The following is a 26998-nucleotide window of genomic DNA, read 5'->3' on the forward strand; positions in this document are numbered from 1 at the left end:
ACTAGAAGACGAATTAATTCATGTAATTGTTAATCACTGGCCTTCTAGACGTGGTGGTGAAGCTAAAAGCCGACCTAAGCGGATTGCTGCAGCTAAATTGAATAAACGAATTATCGATTCGCTTCAAGTTATTAATCCATATGCTAAGATTATTACCATGGGCGATTTAAACGACAATCCTAATAACGCAAGCGTAAAGTCTATTTTAAAGGCTAAAAATGAAAAACGTAAAGTAGGATTAAAAGGTATTTATAACCCATATATCAATTTCTTTAAAAATGGATTAGGAACAACTGCATATCGAGATGCTTGGAGTTTATTTGATCAAATCATGATTTCAAAACCACTAACAAAAAAGGACTATAGTACTTTCAGGTTTTATAAAGCGGGTATTTTTAACAAGCGTTTTCTTATTCATAAAACAGGAACCTATAAAGGTTACCCTTTTAGAAGTTGGTCCGATGGTGGTTTTAGCAATGGTTTTAGCGACCATTTTCCTGTTTACATCTATTTAATTAAAGAAGTCCCAACGGAGGAAAATAAATAAAAAAGACCTGCCACATTTTAAACTTGACAGGTCTGTAATTATATATAATCTTTAAATTTTATCCTATCCAAGTACTCCAAGGAATTCTAGATAAAAACAATACCAATGCTATGGTATAGAAAATAGCTATCATTTTAAGTTTAGCCTTAGAGGTTAACTTCTTTTTATGTTTTGAATAACCTATAGTGATTAATGCTACCGCAATAATATTTATTAAAGGATGCTCTACTAAATAAAGTCTATTAACCGAATCTTTCATGATTTCTCCCATTCCAGATTCACTAAAGAGTTTTAATCTTGGTGACACAAAATATAGGACTAACCCAATTAACAATTGAATGTGTGATACTATTAAAGTAAACAAAGATTTTCTAAAATCATTGGCTTCATATTCCTTATCGCCAAAGGATTTTATAATAGCATTAACAGCTGCTATTGTTAAAATAACAAGCACTAAATAGGCCCAATAAGAGTGGAGTGATTTTACAACTTCGTACATGATTTTCTTGATTTTTTTACAAAGAACAAATGTAATGATAAAATTTAATTCAAAATTTTATCTTGATTCCAATTTCTAGAGTTTTAAACTATTTATAAGAAGCTTAATTTAAAATTAGGAGGACATTTTAATTTATTGGCATAAAAAAGCCGCTTTAGAAAAAAGCGGCTTTAATTATTTTTAGTTCCATCTATTTTCTGCGGCTTCGCCACCCCAAATTATAGTGGCTAAGTAAGGATTATCTATAAATGCATTTCTATTGCCCTGTGCACCATATATAACTTCATTTCTTTGCTCTTCAAATTCAGAAACAGGATCTTCAACATTCCATTTTAAAAATAATTCTAAACTTCCTACTTTATTAAAAGACTCTCCGTATTTATTATTTAAATACAAAATCATTCTAGCTACATCACCTTTCCATTCATCACCCGGATACCAAGCATCTCCAATTAGTTGATAGGTACCACTACCATCTGTAAACGGATGATTACTTCTATCTGAATTTATAGTTGCATCGCACGCCCTTAGATGATGTAAATCTGTCTTTACAATTTCATCCTTATCTGCTCCACCTTCTCCTCCTTCAAACAAAGACTGCGGATAAACATGTTCTGTATTAAACGTTAATGGAGTATAACTTGGATTACCTTGATACTCTTGCCAATATCTACTTTCACCAGAATACATTAATATCACATTATCAGGGTTACTCGAATCTTTATCAGCATCATATAAATAATCATGACGCTGGGTATATTCCAATATCGTTGTATGATTTATTGTTGTGTTACTTTCTAATTCTTCGAACATTAAGTCCCCATCTTCTATAAATAAAACCCCATCATAATAATCGTGCAATTCAGCAGGAATATTAAAATATATAGGTGTAAGTACGTTAAGCGTTACTGTAGCTGTTGAACATGAGTTTTCTGGTGAATCATCATCGCAAATTGTATACGTAAATGTATCTTGACCTTCAAAATCATTTGCAGGTATATAGCTTAATGTCCCATCTGTATTTAAAGTAACAGAACCCATAGTTAAAGTAGTATCAATTGAAATGATGGCTGCATCATCAACCACAGAATCATTACTTAATACTGTTGTTAGTTGTGCTGTTTCATTTTTTAATACCGTAATGCTATCATCAACTGCATTCGGATTCCCTTCATCTTCAATAGTAATAGTAACTGTGGCAGTTACACAAGTTGGATTAGCATCGTTATCACACAATGTGTATGTAAATGTATCTTCACCAGAATAACCATTTAAAGCAGTATATGAAACGCTATTATCATCATTTAAAATTGCAGTACCAATGGTTAAAGTGGTATCAATAGAATCTAATGTAGCTCCATCAGCTAGCGTATCGTTGGTTAATAACGTTGTAAAATTTGTTGTAGAGTTTTCTATAACATCGTATGCATCATCAACAGCTATAGGGTCTCCAGAGTCTGAAACCGTTATTGTAACTGTTGCTGTAGCACAATTTGGCGTGCTGAAACCATCGCAAATGGTATAGGTAAATGTGTCGGTACCTGTAAAGCTATCAGCAGGTGTATAAATTAGTCTATTTGAAACCTCGATTACTGTTCCATTTTGAACCGAATTAGAATCGAAGCTAAAAAGCGTGGCATTATTTGTAAGCGTATCATTTGTTAATACACTTATTGTTACCGCTGTATTCTCAGAAGTACTTGCCGTGTCATTAATAGCTGTTGGAGGCTCAACATCTACATTATCTTCACTTCCACTACAAGCAAAAAGTGTTACGAATACTATTAGATATAAATATTTCATGATAAAAAAGATTAGCAAAAAAAACCTCTGACATAAAGAAAGAGGTTTTTTAAATTATTTAATTAAAATAGGTTATTCTTGAAATACCCATTCTCCATCGGTTTTAATAACGTATTGTGTTTCTGTTACCGTTGCTCCATTATAAATAACAAAAGATAAGGCATATTTTTGACCTTCCGCAGCATCAGCATTTATAGAGTCTAACAATGCATTAAAAGCTTCTAGCAACATATCATCAGACCAGTAATTACTACTTGTATCTCTTCTATCAAAACTCCCAAAGAACCCAACATTGTCAGCTGGTCCAGGATATATATCAATAAATGTATTAGAAATAAATGTAATATCGGCAGATACTAAACCATAACTAATTGTATTATCTGGAACCCATTCTCCATCTTCATACCCGTATTGGAATGATGTTTCGATGATATCTGGAGTTAATTTCCATTTATTTCCATCAAAAACACTTGTACCGTACTTAGTGTTTGTGCTTCCATCATAATATTCATATACTACATTTGTTTCGTCTCCTGCTTGAGCATAAGGAAATAAAGACTCTAAAAAGATGTCTAATCTAAAGATAGAACCACTATCAAAGTTTCCGTATGATTGACCTAACAAATTGTAATCAGCATCTGTAACCGTGTAAGGAAACACCCAGTACAAGCCATTTTTAGCTACTATTGCAGTAACATCAACAGTTGTAGCATTAATAACATAAGCTCCAGAAGTATATTGTAATGTTAAGGTTTCTGTTGTAACAGTTGAGCCATTATAAATTGCATAAGTTACAGCATAAACATCACCTTCAGTTGCTGTTGGTAAAACAAGGTTTAAACCTTCTAAAATCATAGCCTCACTCCAGTAATTAGAACTATTACTATCCGTTGTAAAACTACCATACTGCGCTAAATTTGCTGCAGGAGCAGGATAATCTTCAAGTAATTCGGCTGCTATAGTATCATATTCATCATCACTTAATGTGTAATCAATTGAAGTTCCTCCAGCTGCATCTACGTCTAATTTTAAGAAACCAGAACCATTATATTGAACTGTAAATGATTCAGACCAATTTGTACCACCATCGTAAATTGCAAATGTAACAGCAACTACTTGACCAACAGTGTAATCATCACCAAACAATACATTAAATCCTTCAAGGATCATACCATCTGACCAATATGCACTATTGCTCCCTCTTCTTTCAAAATTACCAAAGGCAATAGCACTTGATGTTGCTTCCGGATAAGTTCCACTTAAAGCATTACCAATAGTTTCAAAATCATCATCAGATAATGTATAAGATAAAATATCTGCCGTATAACTAAGCTCAACAAAAGTACCATTAGCGGCCGTTTCATAGTTTGCAGATAAGTAATCTCTAATTTCATATATATTTGATAACACATCTGTAGTCGACATAGACTCTAAAACTGTTTCTGCATATAAATTGTAAGTTACGTTTACTAGCGAACCTTCTCCCCAAACTGGGTTTTGAGCAGCTAAAAAGTCAGGTATAATTTGATCTGCTAAGTCTTGCGAAGAAAAATATCCTACAGAGTCTAACTCTTGTTCGTATAATTCATAGTCTTCATCAGTGAACGTGTATTCAGCTGCACCTACAGCGTAATCAACTCCTGCTGTTTCTCTAGAATTGATTTCATCTGTAATATCTTCCAATGGGTTACACCCAGTAAAGGCGATCCCAACTATTAATAAATAATAAATTACTTTTTTCATCTTGAATATTTTTTAAAATTTAAGTTTTGCCGAAATACTAAATGTTCTACCCGTTCCAAAATAAACTAATGCAGTATCATTTGTACCATCAAAAGCATCTGTTACATATTCCGTGTCAAATACATTATTAATTCTTGCTGTTAACGTTGTATCAAATGGTCCAAAATCAAAACCATGACTTACAACAGCATCAAATAAACCGTAATCAGGTAATTTCCATGCATCTGGAGCACCTTCAGTACCACGTTCACTTGGATCAAAATCGGCATAAAGATTTCCAAAGTAATTATAATCTATTATTAATCTTGTACTTGGAGATAATCTATAGTTTGCACCTAATGCTAAAGTTGTTTGAGCAGCATCACCTACGTGTAAATCTTCAATATAAAGATCTACTTCTTCAATTAGTTCTTGATCTTCATCAAGAATTTGTACACCAGTTACATTACTATCCCATCTCCAGTCTCCTAAAGACACCATACCTGTAATGTTTAACTCATCAGTAGCCTTATAAATAAAATCTAATTCAATTCCTTGGTGAATTGCGTTTACACCTAAAATATTAGCAAATGCATTTGTACCATCTGGTTGTTGAAAAGAAACCGTTTCTGTTCTATCCTTCCAAGTTGTTCTGTATAAGTTTGCGTTAGCTGTAAGCTTTTCACTTCTATAACCATAACCTAGTTCGAAACTTAAGATCTTTTGGTTTTCAGCATCTTCATTTATATGCTCATTATCAAACTCTTGAAAAACAGCATCAAAATCCGCCGCTTTTTCAAAATATCCAATATTAGCGAAAACATTGTGGTTAGAATCTAACCTATAGTTACCACCACCTTTTACACTATAACCTAAAAAGTTATAACGGTCTGTTTCTTGTAATGGATCGTTATCTAAGTAGTTAAAGTAATCTACTCTTTTATATGACGTATTAGATAATGCAACAGATAAGAAGGTATTAATATCTTCATTAACATCGTATTCTAATTGTCCGAATGCTCCTAACCATCCAACTAAACCGTCATTATAATAACTTCTTTTATCTCCTACTTGAAGTAAAGCATTTGGATTATTTACGTTAGCATCATCTAATAAGTATTGACCTCCTAATAAATCTGTAACTTCAGAGAAGTGAATCCCTTTGTAATCTCTATAATCTAAACCTGTTAATAAAACCATATCATCAGATAGGTTTGTTTTTAACGTAGAAAGTACTCCGTACCAATTATGATCATTTCTAGATGCTCTTAAAGCTGTAATAGAACCATTTGCACCGTTAGCAATGTTTTCATCAACTATTTTATCGAAATCGATAGGTCCGTAAAGTCCATTTCTGTACTCACTAAAACCAGTTTCGTCGAAACCAAATTTATACTCACCAGCAGTACCACCACCACCACCTGTACCGAAAGAAGCATAGGCTACAGTAGAGATTGATGTGTTATCATTTAAAGTCCAGTAGTGATTTAAAGACATTTGAGGTTTATTGTAGAAGTTATCTTCTTGGTGTAATACTTGACCATCTTTGTAACCCCAATCTGCATTAAATTTTCTTCCTCTCTCGCTAGAGTTAAAAGTAGAAATTAACTGTCTGTTTTGTCTTTGACCATGACTTTGTTTAGAACCAAATGCCGTAAACGAAAGTGAATGAGATTCGTTAATTTCTTTAGATAAATTAACAAAGTAAGATACTCCTGTAAATTCTGTTCCATCTACATAACCATCGCCACTTGTTTGTGCTGCAGATACAGTTGCTGCAAATCCTTTATCGTTTAATCCTGTAGAGTATGTTAAACCATATTTAAAGTAACCATCATTTGCAACTGAAGAAAAAACATTTCCACCTTCTTCAACATCTGTAGTTTTTGTGATTACATTAATTGTACCACCAATAGAAGGTACAGCAACTTTTGAAGCTCCTAAACCTCTTTGAACTTGCATTGAAGACGTTACATCTCCTAAACCAGCCCAGTTAGACCAATATACAGCTCCGTTTTCCATATCATTAACAGGGATACCGTTAATCATTACAGCTACGTTTTCTGATTGAAACCCTCTAATTCTTGTTTTAGCATCTCCGTATCCACCACCTGTTTTAGTCGTGTAAATACCAGGAGTAGATTTTAAAATCTCTGGAAATTCTTGAGTTCCTAATTTAAGCTCAATATCTGCGGCTTTAACTGTAGAAACAGCCACAGGGGTTTTTCTATCCACCGCCACAGAAGCAATAATTTCAACAGTTTCCAAACCTACTTGACTTGAAGTTAAAGATATTACACCCAAATTGCTATCTGATGTAAAGGCAACAGTTTTAGAATTGTACCCAATATAGGATACCACAAGGTCTCCGGTTGAAGATTTTGTTTTGATAGTAAAATTACCATCAAAATCTGTTACAACACCATTAGTAGTACCTTTTTCGATAACATTAGCACCTGGAAGTGGCATATTTGAGCCTGCTTCAGTAATTGTACCTGAAATTGTACTTTGAGCCATAACAACAACTGAAAACAGCATCGCTACGGTAAACATTAAAAAACGCGTAGTTCTTCTCATAATTATTTTTTTGAAATTAGTCGGTGCAAAAATACGTATAATTAGAGTATTAACATTAACTAATTATTAACAAATTAATTATTTTATTAAAAGCAAAAAGGCGATAACACTTAAAATATTATCGCCTTTTACATATTTACCTAAGAATAATTTTTACTTTTAAGACTTTTGCTTATAATAATTCAATAAATTATTAGTTGAAGAATCATGTTCATTATTAGCACTATTGTTAAATTCTTGTAAAATTTTACTAGCTAATTGCTTTCCTAATTCTACTCCAAATTGATCGTAACTAAATATATTCCAAATAATCCCTTGCACAAAAATTTTATGTTCATACATAGCGATTAATTCACCTAAACTTTCTGGTGATAACTTATTTATATAAATGGTATTTGTTGGCTTATTTCCTTCAAATATTTTAAATGGGATAATAGGTTCGCTAGTCCCTTCTGCAACAACTTCATCTCGCGTTTTACCATTTAAAAGCGCTTCGGTTTGGGCTAAAAAGTTAGAAGTTAGCTTATCCTGATGATCTTGGTTACCATGCAACGATTTAGCAAACCCAATAAAATCGGCTGGTATTAACTTCGTTCCTTGATGTATTAATTGAAAAAACGCATGTTGCGAGTTAGTTCCTGGTTCTCCCCATATAATAGTACCTGTTTGGTAGTCTATAGGGTTGCCGTTTCTATCCACACTTTTACCATTACTCTCCATAATACCTTGTTGCAAATAGGTTGCAAATTGATTTAAATACTGAGAATAAGGAATAATAGCTTCACTTTCTGCTCTAAAAAAGTTATTGTACCAAACACTAATTAAAGCTAAAACTACCGGCATATTTTTATCGAAATCTTCATTTTTAAAATGCTCGTCCATTTTGTTAGCGCCTTTTAAAAGGCTATCAAAATTATTATAACCAACAGCTAAACTAATGGTTAAACCTACAGCACTCCATAATGAAAAACGACCACCAACCCAATCCCACATAGGGAAAATGTTGTTTTCATCAATACCAAAAGCTTTTACATTTTTTATATTTGTTGAAACGGCTACAAAATGTTTTGCAATAGCATCTTCTGAAGCCGAATTTAAAAACCAAGCTTTTAATGTATTGGCATTAGAAAGGGTTTCTTGCGTTGTAAAGGTTTTTGAAACGATTACAAATAAGGTTGTTTCTGGGTCTAACTTTTTTATAACTTCATTAACATGATCGCCATCTACATTACTAACAAAATGCGTAGTTAAGTGATTTTTATAATACTGTAATGAATCTACAACCATGGCAGGACCAAGATCCGAACCCCCAATACCAATATTTACAACATCGGTAAACGCTTTTCCTGTATATCCTTTTCTATCTCCGTTTACAACTTCGTTAGTAAAACCTTCAATTTTTTGTTTTACTTGATATATTTCAGGCATTACATTTACACCATCAACCTTAAAATCTGCATCTTTTGGTGCTCTTAAAGCCGTATGCAAAACAGCTCGTCCTTCAGTTTCATTAATAATTTCGCCCGAAAACTGACTTTTTATAGCATCTTTCAACTTAACCTCATCAGCCAATTCTAAAAGGTATTTAAATGTTTCTTCTGTGATCCTGTTTTTTGAAAAATCAACATAAAAATCCTCCCATTTAATGGTAAATTTATTTGCGCGTTGATCATCTTGAGCAAACAAATCTTTCATTTTCACATCCTTAACATCGTTAAAATGCGCCTTTAATTTATTCCACGATTTAGTTGTTGTCGGGTTAATGCTTGGTAATGCCATATCTATTAACGGTTTAATGAAATTTGATTAGTATTTTGTTTAATGGAAAGCTCTGGTTGATTCTGTTCCTCAAAAATATCTTCTAAGAAATGAATATTATCTAGTTGCTGCTTAATAGGCGCAATAAAATCAAGATATTTAACTTTTAAAGAATCGGAAATTGGTTTAGCTTCTGGTAGTTTTTGTTTAAACGGATCTACTTGTTTGCCATTTTTCCAGAAACGATAACAAACATGAGGCCCTCCAGTGTTTCCTGTCATACCTACCCATCCTATAACATCACCTTGTTTTACAAAATCGCCCACTTTTGCTTTTCGACTTTTCATGTGGAGATATTGCGTTTCGTAAGTTGCATTATGTCTTATTTTTACATAATTACCATTACCTCCTCTTTTCTTAGATTCGGTAACCGTACCATTTGCCGTTGCCATAATTGGCGTACCTATTGGTGCTGCAAAATCGGTTCCTTTGTGTGGTCGTAATTTAAATCCGTAAACTGCGATACGGCGTTTTAAATTATAACGAGACGATATTCTACTAAACTTAACAGGCGCTTTTAAAAATGCACGACGTAAATTTTTAGCAGCTTCACTAAAATAATCGACAATACCCTTAGCCGAATCCGTTTCAAACTCAAAAGCATAAAATGGTTCTTTATTATGCTCAAAATAAGCCGCTTTTATCTTGTGCACACCGGTATAAATGGTATCATCAATAAACTTATCGGTATAAATCACCTTAAATCTGTCGCCTTTTTGTAACCTTCTAAAATCTATAGTCCACGCATAAATCTCGTCAGCCATTTTATATGCTAACCTAGGACTTAACCCTTGGTCTTCTAAAGTTTGAGATATATTGCTATTAATTACCCCTGTAGCTGATTTTTCAACGTACTTAATAGGTTTTCTACTTGTGTAGGCATGGATTGAATCTTGAAAATTTATAACCACATACTCCTCCAAGGTAGGCTGATAAATAAAGCATTTAGGTGTTTCTAAAGAATCCTTAGAACATAATAGCGTATAGGGTTTCCCTACTTGAAGTCGCCTAATATCAAAAGTATCCTTTGCTTTTTCTGCGATATTAAAAATTTTAGGGTACCCCACTTTATTGCGCTCTAAAATTTCACCAAAACTATCGCCACGACGAATGGTGTCTCTTTTTACAATAAAATCGTCTACCTTAAAACCAAATTCTAAAACTTCTTCTGGTTCTTCAACAACCTCAACTATATCCTCTACAACAGGCTCTTTATCGTCCTTACATCCAAAAACAAATGCAATGCACAATACTAATGTTAAATATCTGTTCCCCACGTTTCTTTTTCTTTCTCTGTCCATAAATCTGGAAAAAATATTCTTTTTTGATATTTCGGGTGCATATATTTCACCCATTCACTTCCGCCGGTAGCCTCGGCAGTTTTTCCGTTAATATTTAAATAATGATTTGCGGTTTCGTAATGCGCCATAACCCATTTTATATTCACCGTGTAATCGTAATGTCTCATGGCACTTATTAAATCTTTACTAGCCTGATCTTCTTTTGGCAAGGTTTTAAACTTGCTCCACAAATTCTTATCTTGATAATGTTTTATAAATCTAATAATTTCATCTTTATAACGTTCCTCAAAAGCAGAAAGTGTATACGTTTTTTTACCCGTTTTAAAATCCTTACCAGCCGCTTGCCAATATAAATGCTCAAAAGCATTCGTAAAATCCTCATCGATAGTAAAATTATCTCGAAAGCGCTTATCAATAAGATTAATTAACTCCGTAGAAGCAAACTCAACCATTCTATACTGCGCACTTTGAAAACCACTAGCAGGTGTTAAGGTGGTTCTAAACTTGTTATACTGATCGACATCCATACCATCCTTCATGATACTAAATGACGATGTTAACACATCAAAATAGCGACTAATGCGCATGATTTTTGCTGTAAACGTTTCGGTATCTATATGTTCTAGAGCTGCTATTTGACTCATTTCAGAAAGCACCATTTTAAATAGCAATTCATTAACCTGATGGTACATAATAAATACATTCTCATCAGGAAAAACGGTACGCTGCACCTGTAAATTCAACAAGGCGTCTGTTTGTATATATTCCCAATAATTAATGGGTTTGCTATGAAGTAGACCTTCTAAATGCACCTCAGCATCTTGGTCTATAGCGTTATATTTTTCTTTTAATTGGTCGGTTATTTTAGAGTTCAAAATATCTTAATTATTAACAACTATTTTAAAGGGATGTTTTAATCCTTTAAATGCTTCAAGGTCTGCTCTTAAAGACCCAACAGCTAAGTCTGCCTTAATGCGTAAAGGTACTTTATTTTTGTCTTTTGACACCCAAAGCGTTAAACTTTCTTCCTCTTTAAATACACGTCCAGCCATAACATAAGGTCTAAATTTTAAAGAGGCTACCTTTCCAAAATCGGTTTCAATAGTTTCTTCGCCCAAATATTTTAACTTAAAACCATAGTTTTCTTCATCAAAAAACATATCAATTTTAACCTCATCCCCCACTTTAAGGCTACTAATTTCAAGATTATTTCGTAAATAGTAAAACGTAGATACCATGTCTTGAATATTAGGCTTTGTATCAATAACCTTTAGCGTTTTGTGCTTTTTATCATTAACATGGGCTTTGTTATTTTCTTGATCGAAATCAATTTCTATATCTTTGGTATGTCCCCCCTCATCAATATTTCTAACAAATTTATACGGGGTAATGGCTTGCTTATCAAAATAGGTTTCATACCGATCCTTAACCTTAAAAAACCATTTTATCATTCCTGTTGTCCAACCCTTACCAACCACATGATATACCTCTTTATTATTAAGTGTAGCATCTTTAACAGTTAACGTTGCATTACCAGCCTTGAGCCAATTACTATAACTCATTTTAAATTTAAACCATTCGCCGTCTTGAAATGCAGATTCTTCCTGAGAAAAAGCACCTTGCATAAATAGTATAGCGAAACCTATAAGTAGTAATTTCTTCATCCTTTTTTGGGTAATTGTTATGTAACTCCTTTGTGGTTACTTTTATTGTTTTAAACTAAAAATTACAATTACTGTTCCAAAAATAAAAATTTTATTGTATTCGATACCTTCAAGTAGGTTATACTTGTATTACAACATAAAAAATTAACGAATTCGCAATTCTTTTGTGGCGTTACCACAAGGGTCGGGCTAAACGCTTTATCTTTTTTTGCCATTGGTGGCAGCAAAAAAAGTATGCCGCTACTATCCCTAACGCGGCTTAGAACTAAACATAATCCATCTTGCTAAAAATTAATAATTTATATAAAACACAAAAAACCTACAAGATTCTAACAACCTTGCAGGTCTATTATATTTACACTAAAGCGTACCTCTTTTTGCCTGTTCACGCTCAATAGATTCAAACAATGCTTTAAAGTTTCCTGCTCCAAACCCTCTAGCTCCCATTCGTTGAATAATCTCAAAAAACAAGGTTGGCCTATCTTCAACTGGTTTTGTAAAAATTTGCAACAAATAGCCTTCCTCATCAGCATCAATCATAATACCCAACTTTTTTAATGCCTCAATATCTTCACGTAATTCATGGCTATGTTCTTCCAATCTTCCCGGAACCGCTCTATAATACTCCTCCGGCGGAATAGATAAAAACTCTACCCCTCGCGCTCTTAACTGGCTTACCGAACTAATAATATCATCCGTTGCAACAGCAATGTGTTGCACACCAGCGCCTTCGTAAAAATCTAAGTACTCTTCAATCTGAGAACGTTTTTTACCTTTTGCAGGCTCGTTAATTGGAAATTTTATGCGTCCGTTTCCGTTACTCATCACTTTACTCATAAGTGCCGAATATTCGGTATGGATTTGTTTATCATCAAAAGACAAAAAGTTTTCAAATCCCATAACTTCTTCATACCATGTAACCCAAGTATTCATCTGGCCCCAACCTACATTTCCAACCATGTGGTCAATATATTTTAAGCCAATTGGTTCTGGACTATAATCGCTTTCCCATTTTTGAAATCCAGGTAAAAAAGCGCCGTTATAATTTTTCCGCTCCACAAACATATGCACCGTTTCACCATAGGTGTAAATTCCTGCTCTAACCACTTCGCCATGTTCATCTTTTTCAACAACTGGCTCCATATAGGATTTAGCACCTCTACTTGTGGTTTCCAAATAGGCTTTTTTAGCATCTTCAACCCAAAGCGCTATAACTTTCACACCATCACCATGCTTTACAATATGCTCGTTTATAGGCGATTTACTCGTTAAAGGTGTTGTTAAAACCAATTTGATTTTGTCTTGTATTAACACATAACTAACAGAATCTTTCGAGCCCGTTTCTAAACCTTTATACGCATAAGACTGAAACCCAAATGCTGTTTTATAAAAATGAGCCGATTGTTTTGCATTACCTACATAGAATTCTACATAGTCTGTTCCTAAAAGCGGCAAGAAATCTTGTGCGCCTTCAAATATTTTTTCTAAACCGTAGTTTACTGATTTTATGTTTTTACTCATGATAAATGATTTATTGGTTTATTCGTTAAGGTGTTTAGTTGATAACGAATATGTGATGTTTATAGCCATGATTAAGGCATTTGTTGGAGCTCCTCGAAGAGAGCGACAGCCGAAAGCAAGAAATAGTTTCTAATAAAATTATTCTAACCATGATTTATAATAACTTTCATCAGCTATTTTCATGGCGTCTTCAGTAACCATTAAAGGCTTAAAGGTGTCAACCATAACCGCAAGTTCGTCTGTTTTTGTTTTTCCTATGCTGCGTTCTGTAGCCCCTGGATGCGGACCATGAGGAATTCCTGCTGGATGCAATGAGATATGACCGGCTTCAACATCATTTCTGCTCATAAAATCACCATCAACGTAATACAATACCTCATCACTATCAATATTACTGTGATTGTATGGCGCTGGAACAGATAACGGGTGGTAGTCGTAAAGTCGTGGCACAAAACTACACACTACAAAGGCATCGGTCTCGAAAGTTTGATGCACAGGTGGTGGCTGATGAATGCGCCCTGTAATAGGTTCGAAATCGTGAATTGAAAACGCATACGGGTAGTTGTAACCATCGTAGCCAACCACATCAAACGGATGCGATGCATACACCATTTCTATTATATCGTCTTGTTTTTTTACTTTAATTAAAAAATCTCCTGACTCGTTATATGTTTCTAATTCTTGCGGACGGCGAATATCGCGCTCGCAAAATGGTGCATGTTCTAGTAATTGCCCAAACCAGTTTCGGTATCGTTTTGGGGTGTAAATTGGTCGGCGAGATTCCACAATAAACAACCTGTTATCCTGAGTATCAAAATCTATTTTATAAATCACACCTCTGGGAATCAGCAAATAATCGCCATATTTAAAATCGAGATTACCTAAATGTGTTCTTAATTTACCGGTGCCATTGTGAACAAAAATTAATTCATCGGCATCGGTGTTTTTATAAAAATAATCTTTGGTAGATTCCTTTGGCGCCGCCAAAATAATAGCGCAATCGGTATTAATTAAAACGGTTTTTCTACTCTCAAGAAAATCGTTTTCTGGTTTCACTTGAAAGCCTTTTAAGCGGTAAGACTTTATATTATTAGTTAGTACTATTTTAGGTGCAACATTATATTGCTTTTTTATTTCTTTTACTTGTGTTGGTCGTTGCTCGTGATAACTATTTGTAGACATACCATCAAAACCAATGGTACCAAAAAGCTGTTCAGAATACAGGCTTCCATCTGGTTTTCTAAATTGGGTGTGACGTTTAGACGGAATATTTCCTAATTTATGATAAAAAGGCATATATACTTGATTTAATTATGAATAGTCAAAAACATTAAAGGTCTTAAAACCCTAATATTCAAACTCTAATAAAGATAATAAAATTAAAAAGAAGTCTTTTCTGAAAATCATATTGATAATCAGAAACAACACGAATTTATGCTCACTCAGGATTTCTCTTGATGAGATAATGAAGATACGCTAATAAATCGTTCCAAAAAGGTGTCATAGTGTTACAAATATCGGGAAAATTATTGATAATTACTTTACACCCGTTTTTCAAGAGTTTTCCTTTGTAGTTTATCTTAAATAAAGACGAAAGGCAGAAATAAAAAAATTAAAACCAGAAGCCAATATTAAAAAACCAATTACTTGCTTCCTGCTCAGGAGAATAACTATATTTAACTTGTATTGGACCTATAATAGATTCAATACCATAGCCCAAAGCATAACCGCGATAATCCGGAAGCGTAAACCATTCACCAGTATCAAAAATATTATTTTCTATATTAGCCCAATTCCCTTCTAAAGTAAGATGGTGTTTTCTTAGGAGTTCGTAATCCGCAAGAAACGATGCTTTCACATAACTATTACCTGTTAAAGAAATAAAATCGTAACCAATAAAAGGGATGAAATTATTTATTAAATCGTTACCATAGCCACCTAAAGCAAAATCGAGTGTTCTGTTCGATTTATCTCCCAATTTAAAGCCCCCACTAGTTCTAATATTAAACGCGACTTTATTAGAAACTCCAAAAGCATAACCTATTTCTGCCTTAGCTATTGAAAAATCTTTAAATTCATCAACATAACCTGAAGCATTTAGGTAAATATTTAAATCGCCATTAAAATAAACGCCTTCACTAGGAAAATATTTATCATCATAAGTATCTAATTTTAGATTACCAAAAAAACTAAGATAGTCTGTATTTTCGAACTGAAAACTTTTATTTGGACTGCTACCTAAAATGGTTTCAGAATTTATTTCGAGTCTTTTATGCTCTAGACCAGCACTTAATGAAAAATCTCTTCTAAACAAAGTTTGCAGGTAAAACTGATTCATTTGATCTCTAAGTTTTACCTCAATTTTGTTTAAACCAGAATTCGCTATTTGCTCATCATCCAACAACAATTGCGCATTTATTTGCTTTTGAAATTGATTGTACCGAGATCTTAAACCTACGCTCCAATAAAACCCTTTATCAATTAAATACTCAAAATTATAACGCACATTATCACCCAAAACAACATCTAACGAAGCCTCATCATTTTTAAATAACAACTGCTTTTTAGTTAAATTTATTAAGGCGCCACTTTTATATAAATCATCAAAATGAAGTCCTAATTTTAAAAAGGTATTTACACGTCTTTCTTCTAGAGTAGCAATAAAATTGTATCCTTCTTTTGCTGGCGTACTTTTTAACTCATACTCGAACGACTTAAAATTATTTGTAGCTACTAGGTTATTTAACCCTTTAGTAAAAGCCAGATAACTTATTATTTTATCCTTTTTTAATTTAAGCTTCCCTAAAACATATGCTCTTGTATAGTTTTTATTCCCTATAATTTTAATATTATGTATTCTTAAACTATCAATAGGCTTAATTTTGAGCTTTTGATTTATATAGGGTGTCGTACTTAATTCCACTAAAGCATTTCCTTCTTTTAACGCTGCAATTTTACCCGAATTAATAATTTCATCGCCTTCATCAAAAGACACCACATTAAATTTTTTAATATTAGGTTTAATGTAAATATCTGTTTTTTTAACCTTTAACTTCATGTCGTGAATAGTCCTGAAGTTGTTAACTTGAATTAAAACATCGGGCGCAGAGATTAATTCATCTCGGGTTGCCAAACCATCTTGTACATCTACACCAATAATAAAATCCATGCCTTTGGCACGAATTTCGTCAACAGGATAATTATTTACAACACCACCATCAATTAATATGTCGTCATTTATATTTACGGGTTGAAACAAAGACGGTAAAGCGGAACTTGCCATAATGGCTTGTGTTAAATTCCCTTTTTCTAAAACAACCTGCTCTCCTTTTTCTACATTGGTTGCAATACAGAAAAATGGAATGGGTAGCTTACTAAAATCATTAATTTCATTAACATGTATTAGTAATTTTAAAAATAAACTATAAGTATTATGGCCTCTAGAAAGAGCCGAAGGCAATTTTATTTTAAAATTATTGAACGGTAATTTAAGCGCATATTTCTCCATATTATTACGTTCGCTAAATGCCGTTGAAGATCTAGGTAAATCGTCATTAATAATTTTATCAAAATCTATTTTATGAAAAATAGAATCCAATTGCTTACCTGAATAACCAGAAGCATAAAGCGCTCCAACAATAGACCCCATACTGGTTCCTGCAACGTAATCGACTTGTATCCCTAAACTATCAATCACTTTTAAAACACCAATATGCGCTAAACCTTTTGCCCCACCACCACTTAACACTAAACCAACTTTGGGTCTAGGTTTTTTTAACTCCTTATATTGCGCTTTCGCGGAAAATGAAGCAAGTATAAATAGGGTTAATATTGTTGTTTTTATCCTCAATTTCTCTTTATTTCAATCCTAGAAGGTTTTTAAAATATGACAGATTGTTTACTTCTCATGATAATAATTATAAACTTTCTCGGCTCTAGACACTCCAACAACAGCTTCCAACTCGTCCAACTTTGCATTAGCAACACGTTTGGCCGATTTAAAATGTCTTAATAATTCAACTACCGTTTTTTCACCAACACCTGTTATGGTTTCCAGCTCTGTATTTAACGCAGTTTTACTACGTTTATTTCTGTGATGTTCAATACCAAAACGGTGCGCCTCATTTCGTAACTGCTGAGTAATTTTTAGGGTTTCGCTTTTTTTATCTAAATATAAAGGAATCGGATCGTCTGGATAAAATAATTCTTCCAATCGCTTCGCTATTCCGATAATAGCTATTTTACCTCTAAGCCCTAATGCCTCTAAGCTTTTTAATGCCGACGATAATTGCCCTTTACCTCCATCGATAATTATAAGTTGCGGCAACGGTTGACCCTCTTCCAGCAATCTTTTGTAACGTCTGTACACCACTTCTTCCATGGATGCAAAATCATCTGGTCCTTCTACCGTTTTTATGTTAAAATGGCGATAATCCTTTTTGCTTGGTTTCCCGTTTTTAAAAACCACACAAGCCGCTACGGGATGCGTACCTTGAATGTTTGAGTTATCGAAACACTCGATATGCCGCGGCTCTTCCGATAAGCGTAAATCGACTTTCATTTGCGCCATAATACGGTTGGCATGCCTATCTGGATCTACAATTTTCATTTGTTTGAAACGCTCCATTCTAAAATACTTAGCATTACGAAGGGATAAATCTAAAATATGCTTTTTATCACCTAATTTTGGAATGGTGACTTTTAAATTTTCTCCTAAATCGACTTTAAAAGGTACATAAATTTCTTTAGAATTGGAGTTGAAACGTTGCCTAATTTCTGTTATTGATAATTCCAGTAATTCTTTATCAGTTTCATCTAATTTCTTTTTTATTTCTAAGGTATGCGAACGAATAATAGAACCATAAGATAGTTGCAAAAAGTTAACATAACCATAACTCTCGTCACTCATTATAGAAAACACATCGACATTGCTAATTTTTGGGTTTACAATGGTAGATTTAGCTTGATAGTTCTCTAGAACTTCAACTTTTTCTTTTATTTTTTGAGCCAATTCAAACTCCATATTATCGGCATACTTGCGCATTTGCACTTTAAATTGCGATAAGGAATCTTTAAAATTACCTTTTAAAATTTCTTTTATGGCTTTGATGTTTTTGTTGTATTCCACTTCGGTTTCAAGTCCTTCGCAAGCGCCTTTACAATTGCCTAAATGGTATTCTAAACATACCTTATACTTTCCGGCATCAACTTTCTCTTCAGCTAAATTAAAATTACAAGTACGCAAACTGTATAAGCCTCTAATTAAATCTAGCAGTGTATGCACGGTTTTCCCACTGGTGTACGGACCAAAATATTCACTACCATCTTTAAATACCCGACGTGTAGAAAACACTCTAGGAAAGCGTTCGTTTTTTATGCAAATCCACGGATAGGATTTATCGTCCTTAAGCAAAACATTGTAACGTGGTTTATGCTTTTTTATAAGGTTATTTTCAAGCAGAAGCGCATCGGTTTCCGTTTCTACAACAATGTGTTTTATGTTAGCTATTTTTTTAACCAAAACCCTAGTTTTACCATTGTCGTGAGTCTTAGTAAAATAAGAGCTCACCCTTTTTTTTAGGTTTTTGGCTTTACCAACGTAAATAATAGTCCCTTCTTTATCGTAATATTGATAAACTCCAGGTTGGTTTGGTAAGGTTTTTAACTGTATATCTAAAGTTGGGGTATCCATTATTGTAAAGGTAATTATTTTAATGTTTTTTTGGGCGAAATTGAGCCTCATTTAATGTTATGAAAAAAAATTGAATTTTGTTTTTTGAACCGATAATTTATATACATTGCGCCGCTTTTAAAAAAAATTAATCCTATTTAAAACAGCATTAATAATAGATTAAATTTGGTGCTAGTATTTACACCCGAGTTAGGGATTGAAGGACATGTTCGAGCTTGCCAACCAACGGAAGGCGCGATTAGTGAATGCCCGTCCCTTGTGATAACGCTCACTTCTCGACACATCCCGAAAAAAAATCAGGACACTCGAAGTGACAAATACATATTTAAAAAAAATGAGTAAAAAAATTCTAGGACGTACCGACATTATTGATTTTCCGCAACTAGGATTGTATAATATTGATGTAAAGATGGATACTGGGGCATACACCTCGACGATACATTGTTCTGAAATTATTGAAATTGACAATGCCTTGCTTTGCGTTTTTAACAGTAATGTGCACAAAAACTTCGGCAAAACCGAAATTATTTTTGATACCTTTTGGCGTACTAACGTAAAAAGTAGCAACGGTTATAAAGAAAACAGATATAAAGTAAAAAGTGAAGTGGAATTTTTTGGTAAAACATACAAGATTAACTTAACTTTAAGCACTAGAGACGCTATGAAATTCCCTGTACTTATTGGCAGGCAATTTTTAAGGCAAAAATTTATGGTTGATGTAGATTTGGAAAACGTTTCGTTTAATTTTAACAGCAAAAACAAAGCATGAATATTGTAATACTATCTAGAAACGCAAATTTATATTCTACAGAACGTCTTATTGAAGAGGGGGAAAAAAGAGGACATGAAATTGAGGTTATTGACCCTTTAAAATGTGATATTATAATTGAAAAGGAAAAACCTACCATATTTTATAAAGACAGGTATTTAGATTATGTAGATGCCATAATACCTAGAATTGGATCTTCAGTAACATTTTATGGCTGTGCCGTAGTACGACAGTTTGAAGAAATGGGAGTTTTTACCATTGTAACTTCGGACGCGATACAGCGCTCAAGAGATAAACTACGTAGTTTGCAGCGTTTAAGCAAAGCCGGAATTGGTATGCCTAAAACGGTTTTTACAAACTATTCGCGCGATGTAGAAGAAGTTATTGAACATGTTGGAGGTGTGCCTGTAATTATTAAATTACTTGAAGGCACTCAAGGTTTGGGCGTAGTTTTAGCGGAAACTAAAAATGCTGCCGAATCGGTTTTAGAAGCCTTTAATGGTTTGGAGGCTCGTGTTATTGTTCAAGAATTTATTAAGGAAGCCGGGGGTGCAGATTTAAGAGCTTTGGTAGTTGACGGACAGGTTGTTGGCGCCATGAAACGCCAAGGCAAGGAAGGTGAATTTAGGTCTAACTTACACCGTGGAGGATCGGCTAATATTATAAAGCTAAACCACGACGAACTAAAATTAGCCATGAATGCAAGTAAAGCATTAAAGCTTCCTGTTTGTGGCGTTGACATGTTACAATCGTCTAGAGGACCTTTATTATTAGAGGTAAATTCTACACCTGGTTTAGAGGGTATTGAAGCGGCAACTGGACGCAATATTGCTAAAGCTATTATTACTTTTATAGAAAAAAACAAACAATAAATGACACAAGTAAATAATAATGGCTTAACCATTTTTGGTGAAACTATTGCACCTGGCGCGAGTAAGGAGGTTAATTTTGATGTGGCCAATTTACATACCTCGACACCGGTAAATATTCCCGTTATTATTGAACGCTCTAAAAAACTAGGACCAACTATATTGTTTACCGCCGGTATACATGGCGACGAGGTAAATGGTGTTGAAATTGTTAGACAACTTATCTCTAAAGGCATTAACAAACCTAAATGCGGCACTATAATTTGTATGCCCGTTATAAATATTTTTGGGTTTATAAATTTAAAACGCGAATTCCCAGATGGTCGTGACTTAAACCGCGTATTCCCAGGAAGTCCCTCGGGATCTTTGGCTGGTCGTGTAGCCCATAAACTTATTAGCGATATTATACCACACGTGGATATGATTATCGATTTTCATACGGGTGGCTCAGGCCGATTTAACGCACCGCAATTACGGTACACTAAAGAAAACAAAGAACTTAATAACCTAGCTAAAGCCTTTGGCGCCCCGTTTGTATTATACTCTAAAAATTTATCAAAATCGTTTAGAACAACATGCTATAAATTAGAAAAACCTTTATTACTTTTTGAAGGCGGAAAATCGTTTCATATTGACGATGCTGTAACCAACTCTGGCGTAAATGGCTCAAAACGTTTATTGAAACATTTAGGCATGTTACAATCTAGCTTTAAGGTTTCTAAACCTAAAAGAGACACCGTTTTTATAAACGATAGTAGGTGGCAACGTGCTAAATATTCTGGTATGTTTAAAGCCTCTATTCCTATAGGATCGTTTGTTTTAAAAGGCGATGTTTTAGGCCATATTACCGATCCTTATGGTAAATTTAACTATGCCGTAAAAGCTTCGAACAATGGGTATATTATTAATGTAAACGAATCGCCAATTGTATATCAAGGCGATGCTTTATTTCATGTTTCTACTAAATTAAAAGGATGATGACTAAAACTGAATTGCGAAAAACATACAAAGCACTTCGTAAGGATTTGTCTGAAAATGACATTGATAATTTTAGTTTAGCTATTTCAAATCAGCTTTTAAAACTACCTATTTGGGAGCATTCGTTTTACCATATTTTTCTAGCTATTGCAGAACAAAAGGAAGTTAATACCGATTATATATTGAATATTCTTGCTGGTAAGGACAAACATATTCTTATCTCTAAAAGTAATTTTGAAACTGGCGGAATGACACATTTTTTACTAACGGATAATACTGTAATAAAGAAAAACAAATACAATATTCCTGAACCCATTGATGGTATAGAGATCACCAATGATAAAATTGACGTGGTATTTATTCCGCTTTTAGCCTTCGACAAAAATGGAAACCGCGTGGGGTATGGCAAAGGGTTTTATGATCGGTTTTTATCGGATTGCAAACCGGAAATTATAAAAATAGGATTATCTTTTTTTGAAGCTGAAACTGAAATTACAGATGTTTTTGATGGTGATATAGGGCTGGATTATTGTGTGACGCCTAAACAAATTTACAAGTTTTAATTGCGATACTTAATTTCAACTTAAAACCACTAACCTTCTTCTGTAGAAAATGCCTTTTTATTAAACACAATAAGCATAATAAAACCAGTACTTATTGCCATATCGGCGATATTAAAAACAGGATCAAAAAAACTAAAGCGTTTGCCCGCATAAAACGGAAGCCACTGCGGTAGGTCAACCTCAAATAACGGAAAGTGAAGCATATCAACAACTTTACCATGTAGTAAACTGTCGTAACCACCTGTTTCCGGAAGAAAATTGGCTACTTGGTTATAACTATCTTCAAACAAAACACCATAAAAAACAGAGTCTATTATATTTCCTAAAGCCCCTGCAAATATTAAGGCAATAGCGATAATTAACAATTTAGATTGTTGCTTAACCGTAGCATTATAAAGCCAATAGCCAATTCCAAAAATAGCTACTATTCTAAAAGAGGTCAGTACAACTTTAGCTGTCCTATCGGAAATAAAAGATACAAAATCGCTAATTTTAGTGCCCCATGCCATACCGTCGTTTTCAACAAAAATGATTTCGAACCAGCTAAAAACATCTATACTTTCCTGAAGTACAAAAGTTGTTTTTATGTAAATTTTACTAATCTGGTCGATAAGTAAAATAATTATAATTAGGATTATAGATTTTTTTAATGACATGTAGCTATAGGTCTCCTTAATAAATAGATTCCTACCAGTGCAGGAATAACAAATAAAAAACGTCTCAAAATTATTGAGACGTTTCAAATATATAATTTAAAATTATTAAATTTCTTTTATACCCCAGAATTATTGCTGCATGTTTTTAGCTTCAATACTTAAGGTAGCATGTGGTACAAGCTCTAGTCGTTTTTTATTTATTAGTTTTCCTGTTACACGACAAATGCCATAAGTTTTATTTTCAATTCGAATTAAAGCATTTTTTAAATCACGAATAAATTTCTCTTGACGAATTGCTAATTCAGAATTAGATTCTTTACTCATTACAGCACTACCCTCATCAAACGCTTTAAAAGTAGGCGATGTATCCTCGGTACCATTATTATGGTCGTTCATATAGGCACTTTTAATTAACTCTAAATCGTGTTTTGCTTTCTCTATCTTACCACTAATTAGCGTTTTAAACTCAGCTAACTCTTGATCTGAATATCTTACGGTGTTTTCTCCCATAATATTAATGTTTTTGTATAAATAGTTTTGTACTTACATCATCGAAAGCAATTTCTATACCATCTTTCAATTTATCAGTAAATTCAAGGTTGTTTGTTAATGTTTCAGTTTTAATATACGTTAAGTTTGCATGGATAGCCTTTATAATATGTTCGTCTTTTTGAAGCATTACATCAATTTTATCTGTAACCTCAAAACCTGAATCTTTTCGCAAATTTTGTATTCTATTAATTAACTCTCTAGCTATACCTTCTTGCCTTAAATCTTCAGAAATAGTTACATCTAAAGCCACTGTTAATGCGCCTTCATTTGCTACTAACCACCCCTCAATATCTTGCGAGGTAATTTCTACATCTGTACGTTCTAAGGTAATACTTTTTCCGTTTATTTCAACGTTTAAAATACCATTTTGTTCGATATTTTTAATATCGACTTGGGTAAAGTTGTTAACTAACTGAGCCACAGCTTTCATGTCTTTTCCAAAACGTGGCCCTAGTACTTTAAAATTTGGTTTTATTTGTTTTACTAGAATATCTGAAGCGTCTTCTAAAACTTCTATTTCTTTTACATTAACCTCAGATTTTATAAGGTCTGCAACCGCTAATATTTCATTTTTTTGAGATTCACTACTAATAGGAATCATTATTTTTTGCAGGGGTTGTCTAACCTTTATTTTTTCTTTAGCTCTTAATGATAGTACCAAAGACGAAATTATTTGAGCACTTTCCATCTTATTTTCTAGCGACTTATCAACATAAGTTTCATCGAAAACCGGAAAATTAGCTAAATGTACACTTTCAAAATCTTCTTTTTTAGTAGCTGCATTTAAATCCAAATACAATCTATCCATAAAAAACGGTGCAATAGGTGCACTTAATTTGGCTATAGTTTCCATACATGTGTACAATGTTTGGTAAGCCGAAATTTTATCCTGTTGGTAATCGCCTTTCCAGAAACGCCTTCTACTTAAACGCACAAACCAGTTACTTACATAATCTTGTGTGAAATCTGAAATAGCTCGTGCTGCTCTTGTAGGCTCGTAATCGGCATAAAACGCATCTACTTTTTGAATTAGCGTATGTAATTCTGAAAGTATCCAACGGTCTATTTCTGGTCTTTCGGATAACGGAATATCTGCTTCACCATAGTTGAAATTATCTAAGTTAGCGTATAATTGAAAAAATGAGTACGTATTATAAAGTGTTCCGAAAAACTTACGTTTCACCTCTTCAATACCGTCTAAATCGAATTTTAAATTATCCCAAGGATTAGCATTACTAATCATGTACCAACGTGTGGCATCGGCACCGTAATTCCCAAGGGTTTCAAAAGGATCGACAGCATTCCCAAGACGTTTAGACATTTTTTGTCCGTTTTTGTCTAATACCAATCCGTTTGACACTACATTTTTATAAGCCACAGAATCGAAAACCATGGTTCCAATAGCATGAAGGGTATAAAACCAACCACGAGTTTGGTCGACACCTTCTGCAATAAAATCGGCAGGAAAGGTCGTGCCTTTGTCAATTAAATCTTTATTTTCAAATGGGTAATGCCATTGCGCATACGGCATAGAACCAGAATCAAACCAAACATCAATTAAATCGCTTTCGCGGAACATTTTTTGGCCAGATGGAGATACTAACACCACCTCATCCACGATATTTTTATGTAAATCTATTTTAGCGTAGTTTTCATCAGAATTATTTCCAACTTCAAAATCGGCAAAAATATCTTTATCCAAAACACCTGCTGAAACAGCTTTGGCCATTTCAGATTTTAACTCTTCAACAGAGCCAATACAAATTTCTTCTTTTCCATCTTCGGACCTCCAAATTGGTAATGGAATTCCCCAATAACGTGAACGCGATAAATTCCAATCGTTGGCATTTGCTAACCAATTACCAAAACGTCCTGTTCCAGTAGATTTTGGTTTCCAGTTTATACCGGTGTTAAGTTCGTGCATACGGCCCTTAACATCTGTGATTTTAATAAACCAAGAATCTAGAGGATAATACAAAATTGGCTTATCGGTTCTCCAACAATGCGGGTAGTTGTGTTTGTATTTTTCAACTTTAAAGGCTTTATTTTCTTCCTTAAGTTTAATTGCTATTTCTACATCTACTGAACGCTCTGGGGCTTCGCCATCATTATAATATTCATTCTTAACATATTTACCGCCAAACTCCTTCATTTCTGGCCTAAAACGACCTTGTAAATCTACAAGTGGCACTAAATTATCATTTTCATCTTTTACCAGCATTGGTGGTACTTCTGGAGTTGCCTGTTTTGCAACCAAGGCATCATCTGCTCCAAAAGTTGGTGCTGTATGTACTATTCCTGTACCATCTTCGGTAGTTACAAAATCGCCCGATATTACTCTAAAGGCATCTTGAGGATTATCGTTTGGTAAGGCGTATGGTAATAATTGCTCGTATTTTATACCAACAAGGTCTTTTCCTTTAAATTCTTTAACAACGACATATGGTATTTTTTTATCGCCATCTTTATACTCTAAAAGTGCTGATTTATCGTCAACTTTTTTAAACTTACCATCAAACTGTTTATTAACTAGCGCTTTTGCCAAAATTACATTCATAGGCTTGAATGTATATTGGTTATAGGTTTCCACTAAAACATAATCAATTTTTGGCCCTACGGTTAAGGCTGTATTACTTGGTAATGTCCAAGGAGTTGTTGTCCAAGCTATAAAATGAATATCGCCATCGTTTTGTAAAAAATCTGGCAACGTGTTTTCTATAGCTTTAAATTGTGCGACAATTGTTGTATCGGTTACATCTTGATAGGCTCCAGGTTGATTAACCTCATGCGAACTTAGACCAGTTCCGGCTTTTGGAGAATAAGGCTGAATGGTATAGCCCTTATACATTAATTTTTTAGAGTAGATTTCCTTTAGCAACCACCAAACAGATTCCATATATTTTGGCTCGTAGGTAATATATGGATCTTCCATATCTACCCAATAGCCCATTTTTTGAGTGAGGTCGTTCCAAACATCCGTATAACGCATAACTGCCTTACGGCATGCCGCATTATAATCCTCAACCGAAATGGTTTTACCTATATCTTCTTTGGTAATTCCTAATTCTTTTTCAACACCTAGTTCTATTGGTAAGCCGTGTGTATCCCAACCTGCTTTACGCTTAACTTGGTAACCTTTCATGGTTTTGTAACGCGGAAAAATATCTTTAATAGCACGCGCCAAAACATGGTGTACTCCCGGAAGCCCATTTGCAGAAGGAGGTCCTTCAAAAAATACGAATGATTTTTTACCTTCTCTAGTGGATACACTTTTTTCAAAAATGTTTTTTTCTTGCCAATATTGTAGTATCTCGTTTGCTACATTTGGTAAGTCAAGTCCTTTGTATTCAGGAAATTTCATCTGATAGTATTTATTTATTTTGTAATGGACAGATGTAAACTTTGGATTTAATAACTGTAAAATACAATCATCTAATTACCAAAGTTTTCGCGCTCATTTTTTCTTA

Annotated in this window: 19 protein-coding genes and 1 pseudogene; 5 read left to right on the forward strand and 15 right to left on the reverse strand. The window is 33.8% G+C overall.

Features of this window, described 5'->3' with window-relative positions; translation table 11 throughout:
- Window positions 1-547, forward strand: a pseudogene (locus ABJM36_RS06085) (endonuclease/exonuclease/phosphatase family protein); the annotation flags it as partial.
- A gap of 58 nt (window positions 548-605) precedes the next feature.
- On the opposite strand, the gene ABJM36_RS06090 reads toward ABJM36_RS06085, so the two are convergent.
- The 12 genes from ABJM36_RS06090 to uvrC form a co-directional block, all read right to left on the reverse strand.
- The gene (locus ABJM36_RS06090) at window positions 606-1046 is read right to left on the reverse strand and encodes a hypothetical protein (protein ID WP_348450242.1); all 441 of its coding nucleotides are present in this window, start codon (window positions 1044-1046) and stop codon (window positions 606-608) included.
- 180 nt (window positions 1047-1226) lie between these two features.
- Window positions 1227-2849 (reverse strand): Ig-like domain-containing protein, encoded by a 1623-nt coding sequence (locus ABJM36_RS06095; RefSeq protein ID WP_348450244.1) that lies wholly within the window; start codon window positions 2847-2849, stop codon window positions 1227-1229.
- Between the two features lie 72 nt (window positions 2850-2921).
- Window positions 2922-4592, reverse strand: a complete 1671-nt coding sequence (locus tag ABJM36_RS06100; RefSeq protein WP_348450246.1) for a hypothetical protein — start codon at window positions 4590-4592, stop codon at window positions 2922-2924.
- Window positions 4593-4604: 12 nt separating this feature from the next.
- Complete coding sequence (locus ABJM36_RS06105; RefSeq protein ID WP_348450248.1) at window positions 4605-7148, reverse strand: TonB-dependent receptor; 2544 nt, start codon at window positions 7146-7148, stop codon at window positions 4605-4607.
- A 159-nt stretch (window positions 7149-7307) separates the two neighbouring features.
- Window positions 7308-8927, reverse strand: a complete 1620-nt coding sequence (gene pgi, locus ABJM36_RS06110; protein WP_348450250.1) for a glucose-6-phosphate isomerase — start codon at window positions 8925-8927, stop codon at window positions 7308-7310.
- Window positions 8928-8932: 5 nt separating this feature from the next.
- The gene (locus ABJM36_RS06115; RefSeq protein WP_348450252.1) at window positions 8933-10267 is read right to left on the reverse strand and encodes a peptidoglycan DD-metalloendopeptidase family protein; all 1335 of its coding nucleotides are present in this window, start codon (window positions 10265-10267) and stop codon (window positions 8933-8935) included.
- Window positions 10225-11142, reverse strand: a complete 918-nt coding sequence (locus tag ABJM36_RS06120) for a tryptophan 2,3-dioxygenase family protein (RefSeq protein WP_348450254.1) — start codon at window positions 11140-11142, stop codon at window positions 10225-10227. Before ABJM36_RS06120 ends, ABJM36_RS06115 begins: the two co-directional genes overlap by 43 nt.
- A 6-nt stretch (window positions 11143-11148) precedes the next feature.
- Window positions 11149-11931 carry a DUF3108 domain-containing protein gene (locus tag ABJM36_RS06125; RefSeq protein ID WP_348450256.1) on the reverse strand — a complete coding sequence of 261 codons (783 nt, stop codon included), beginning with the start codon at window positions 11929-11931 and terminating at the stop codon, window positions 11149-11151.
- Window positions 11932-12291: 360 nt separating this feature from the next.
- On the reverse strand, window positions 12292-13452 hold the full coding sequence (gene hppD / locus ABJM36_RS06130; protein ID WP_348450258.1) for a 4-hydroxyphenylpyruvate dioxygenase: 1161 nt from the start codon (window positions 13450-13452) through the stop codon (window positions 12292-12294).
- 138 nt (window positions 13453-13590) lie between these two features.
- On the reverse strand, window positions 13591-14748 hold the full coding sequence (locus ABJM36_RS06135) for a homogentisate 1,2-dioxygenase (RefSeq protein ID WP_348450260.1): 1158 nt from the start codon (window positions 14746-14748) through the stop codon (window positions 13591-13593).
- Between the two features lie 316 nt (window positions 14749-15064).
- The gene (locus ABJM36_RS06140; RefSeq protein WP_348450262.1) at window positions 15065-17302 is read right to left on the reverse strand and encodes a patatin-like phospholipase family protein; all 2238 of its coding nucleotides are present in this window, start codon (window positions 17300-17302) and stop codon (window positions 15065-15067) included.
- A gap of 48 nt (window positions 17303-17350) precedes the next feature.
- Entirely contained in the window at window positions 17351-19144 is a 1794-nt protein-coding gene (gene uvrC / locus ABJM36_RS06145) for an excinuclease ABC subunit UvrC (protein ID WP_348450909.1), read from the reverse strand.
- Window positions 19145-19478: 334 nt separating this feature from the next.
- Between uvrC and ABJM36_RS06150 the strand changes: the two genes are divergently transcribed.
- From ABJM36_RS06150 to ABJM36_RS06165, 4 genes are read left to right on the forward strand one after another with little or no spacing between them, the layout of a single operon-like run.
- The gene (locus ABJM36_RS06150) at window positions 19479-19913 is read left to right on the forward strand and encodes a RimK/LysX family protein (protein ID WP_348450264.1); all 435 of its coding nucleotides are present in this window, start codon (window positions 19479-19481) and stop codon (window positions 19911-19913) included.
- Window positions 19910-20785, forward strand: coding sequence for a 30S ribosomal protein S6--L-glutamate ligase (gene rimK, locus ABJM36_RS06155; RefSeq protein ID WP_348450266.1), 876 nt, complete (start codon window positions 19910-19912; stop codon window positions 20783-20785). The genes ABJM36_RS06150 and rimK overlap by 4 nt, the downstream gene beginning before the upstream one ends.
- Window positions 20786-21760 carry a succinylglutamate desuccinylase/aspartoacylase family protein gene (locus ABJM36_RS06160; protein WP_348450268.1) on the forward strand — a complete coding sequence of 325 codons (975 nt, stop codon included), beginning with the start codon at window positions 20786-20788 and terminating at the stop codon, window positions 21758-21760. It abuts the gene before it with no gap.
- Entirely contained in the window at window positions 21760-22323 is a 564-nt protein-coding gene (locus tag ABJM36_RS06165; protein WP_348450910.1) for a 5-formyltetrahydrofolate cyclo-ligase, read from the forward strand. Before ABJM36_RS06160 ends, ABJM36_RS06165 begins: the two co-directional genes overlap by 1 nt.
- 29 nt (window positions 22324-22352) lie before the next feature.
- Here the strand turns inward: ABJM36_RS06165 and ABJM36_RS06170 are convergent, their stop codons facing one another.
- The 3 genes from ABJM36_RS06170 to ileS form a co-directional block, all read right to left on the reverse strand.
- Complete coding sequence (locus ABJM36_RS06170) at window positions 22353-22979, reverse strand: lipoprotein signal peptidase (protein ID WP_348450270.1); 627 nt, start codon at window positions 22977-22979, stop codon at window positions 22353-22355.
- A 129-nt stretch (window positions 22980-23108) separates the two neighbouring features.
- Window positions 23109-23489, reverse strand: coding sequence for a TraR/DksA C4-type zinc finger protein (locus ABJM36_RS06175; RefSeq protein ID WP_348450272.1), 381 nt, complete (start codon window positions 23487-23489; stop codon window positions 23109-23111).
- A 4-nt stretch (window positions 23490-23493) separates the two neighbouring features.
- Entirely contained in the window at window positions 23494-26892 is a 3399-nt protein-coding gene (ileS, locus tag ABJM36_RS06180) for an isoleucine--tRNA ligase (RefSeq protein ID WP_348450274.1), read from the reverse strand.
- Window positions 26893-26998: the final 106 nt, after the last annotated feature.

This window comes from Algibacter sp. (genome assembly GCF_039977455.1).
Taxonomy (GTDB): Bacteria; Bacteroidota; Bacteroidia; order Flavobacteriales; family Flavobacteriaceae; genus Algibacter_B.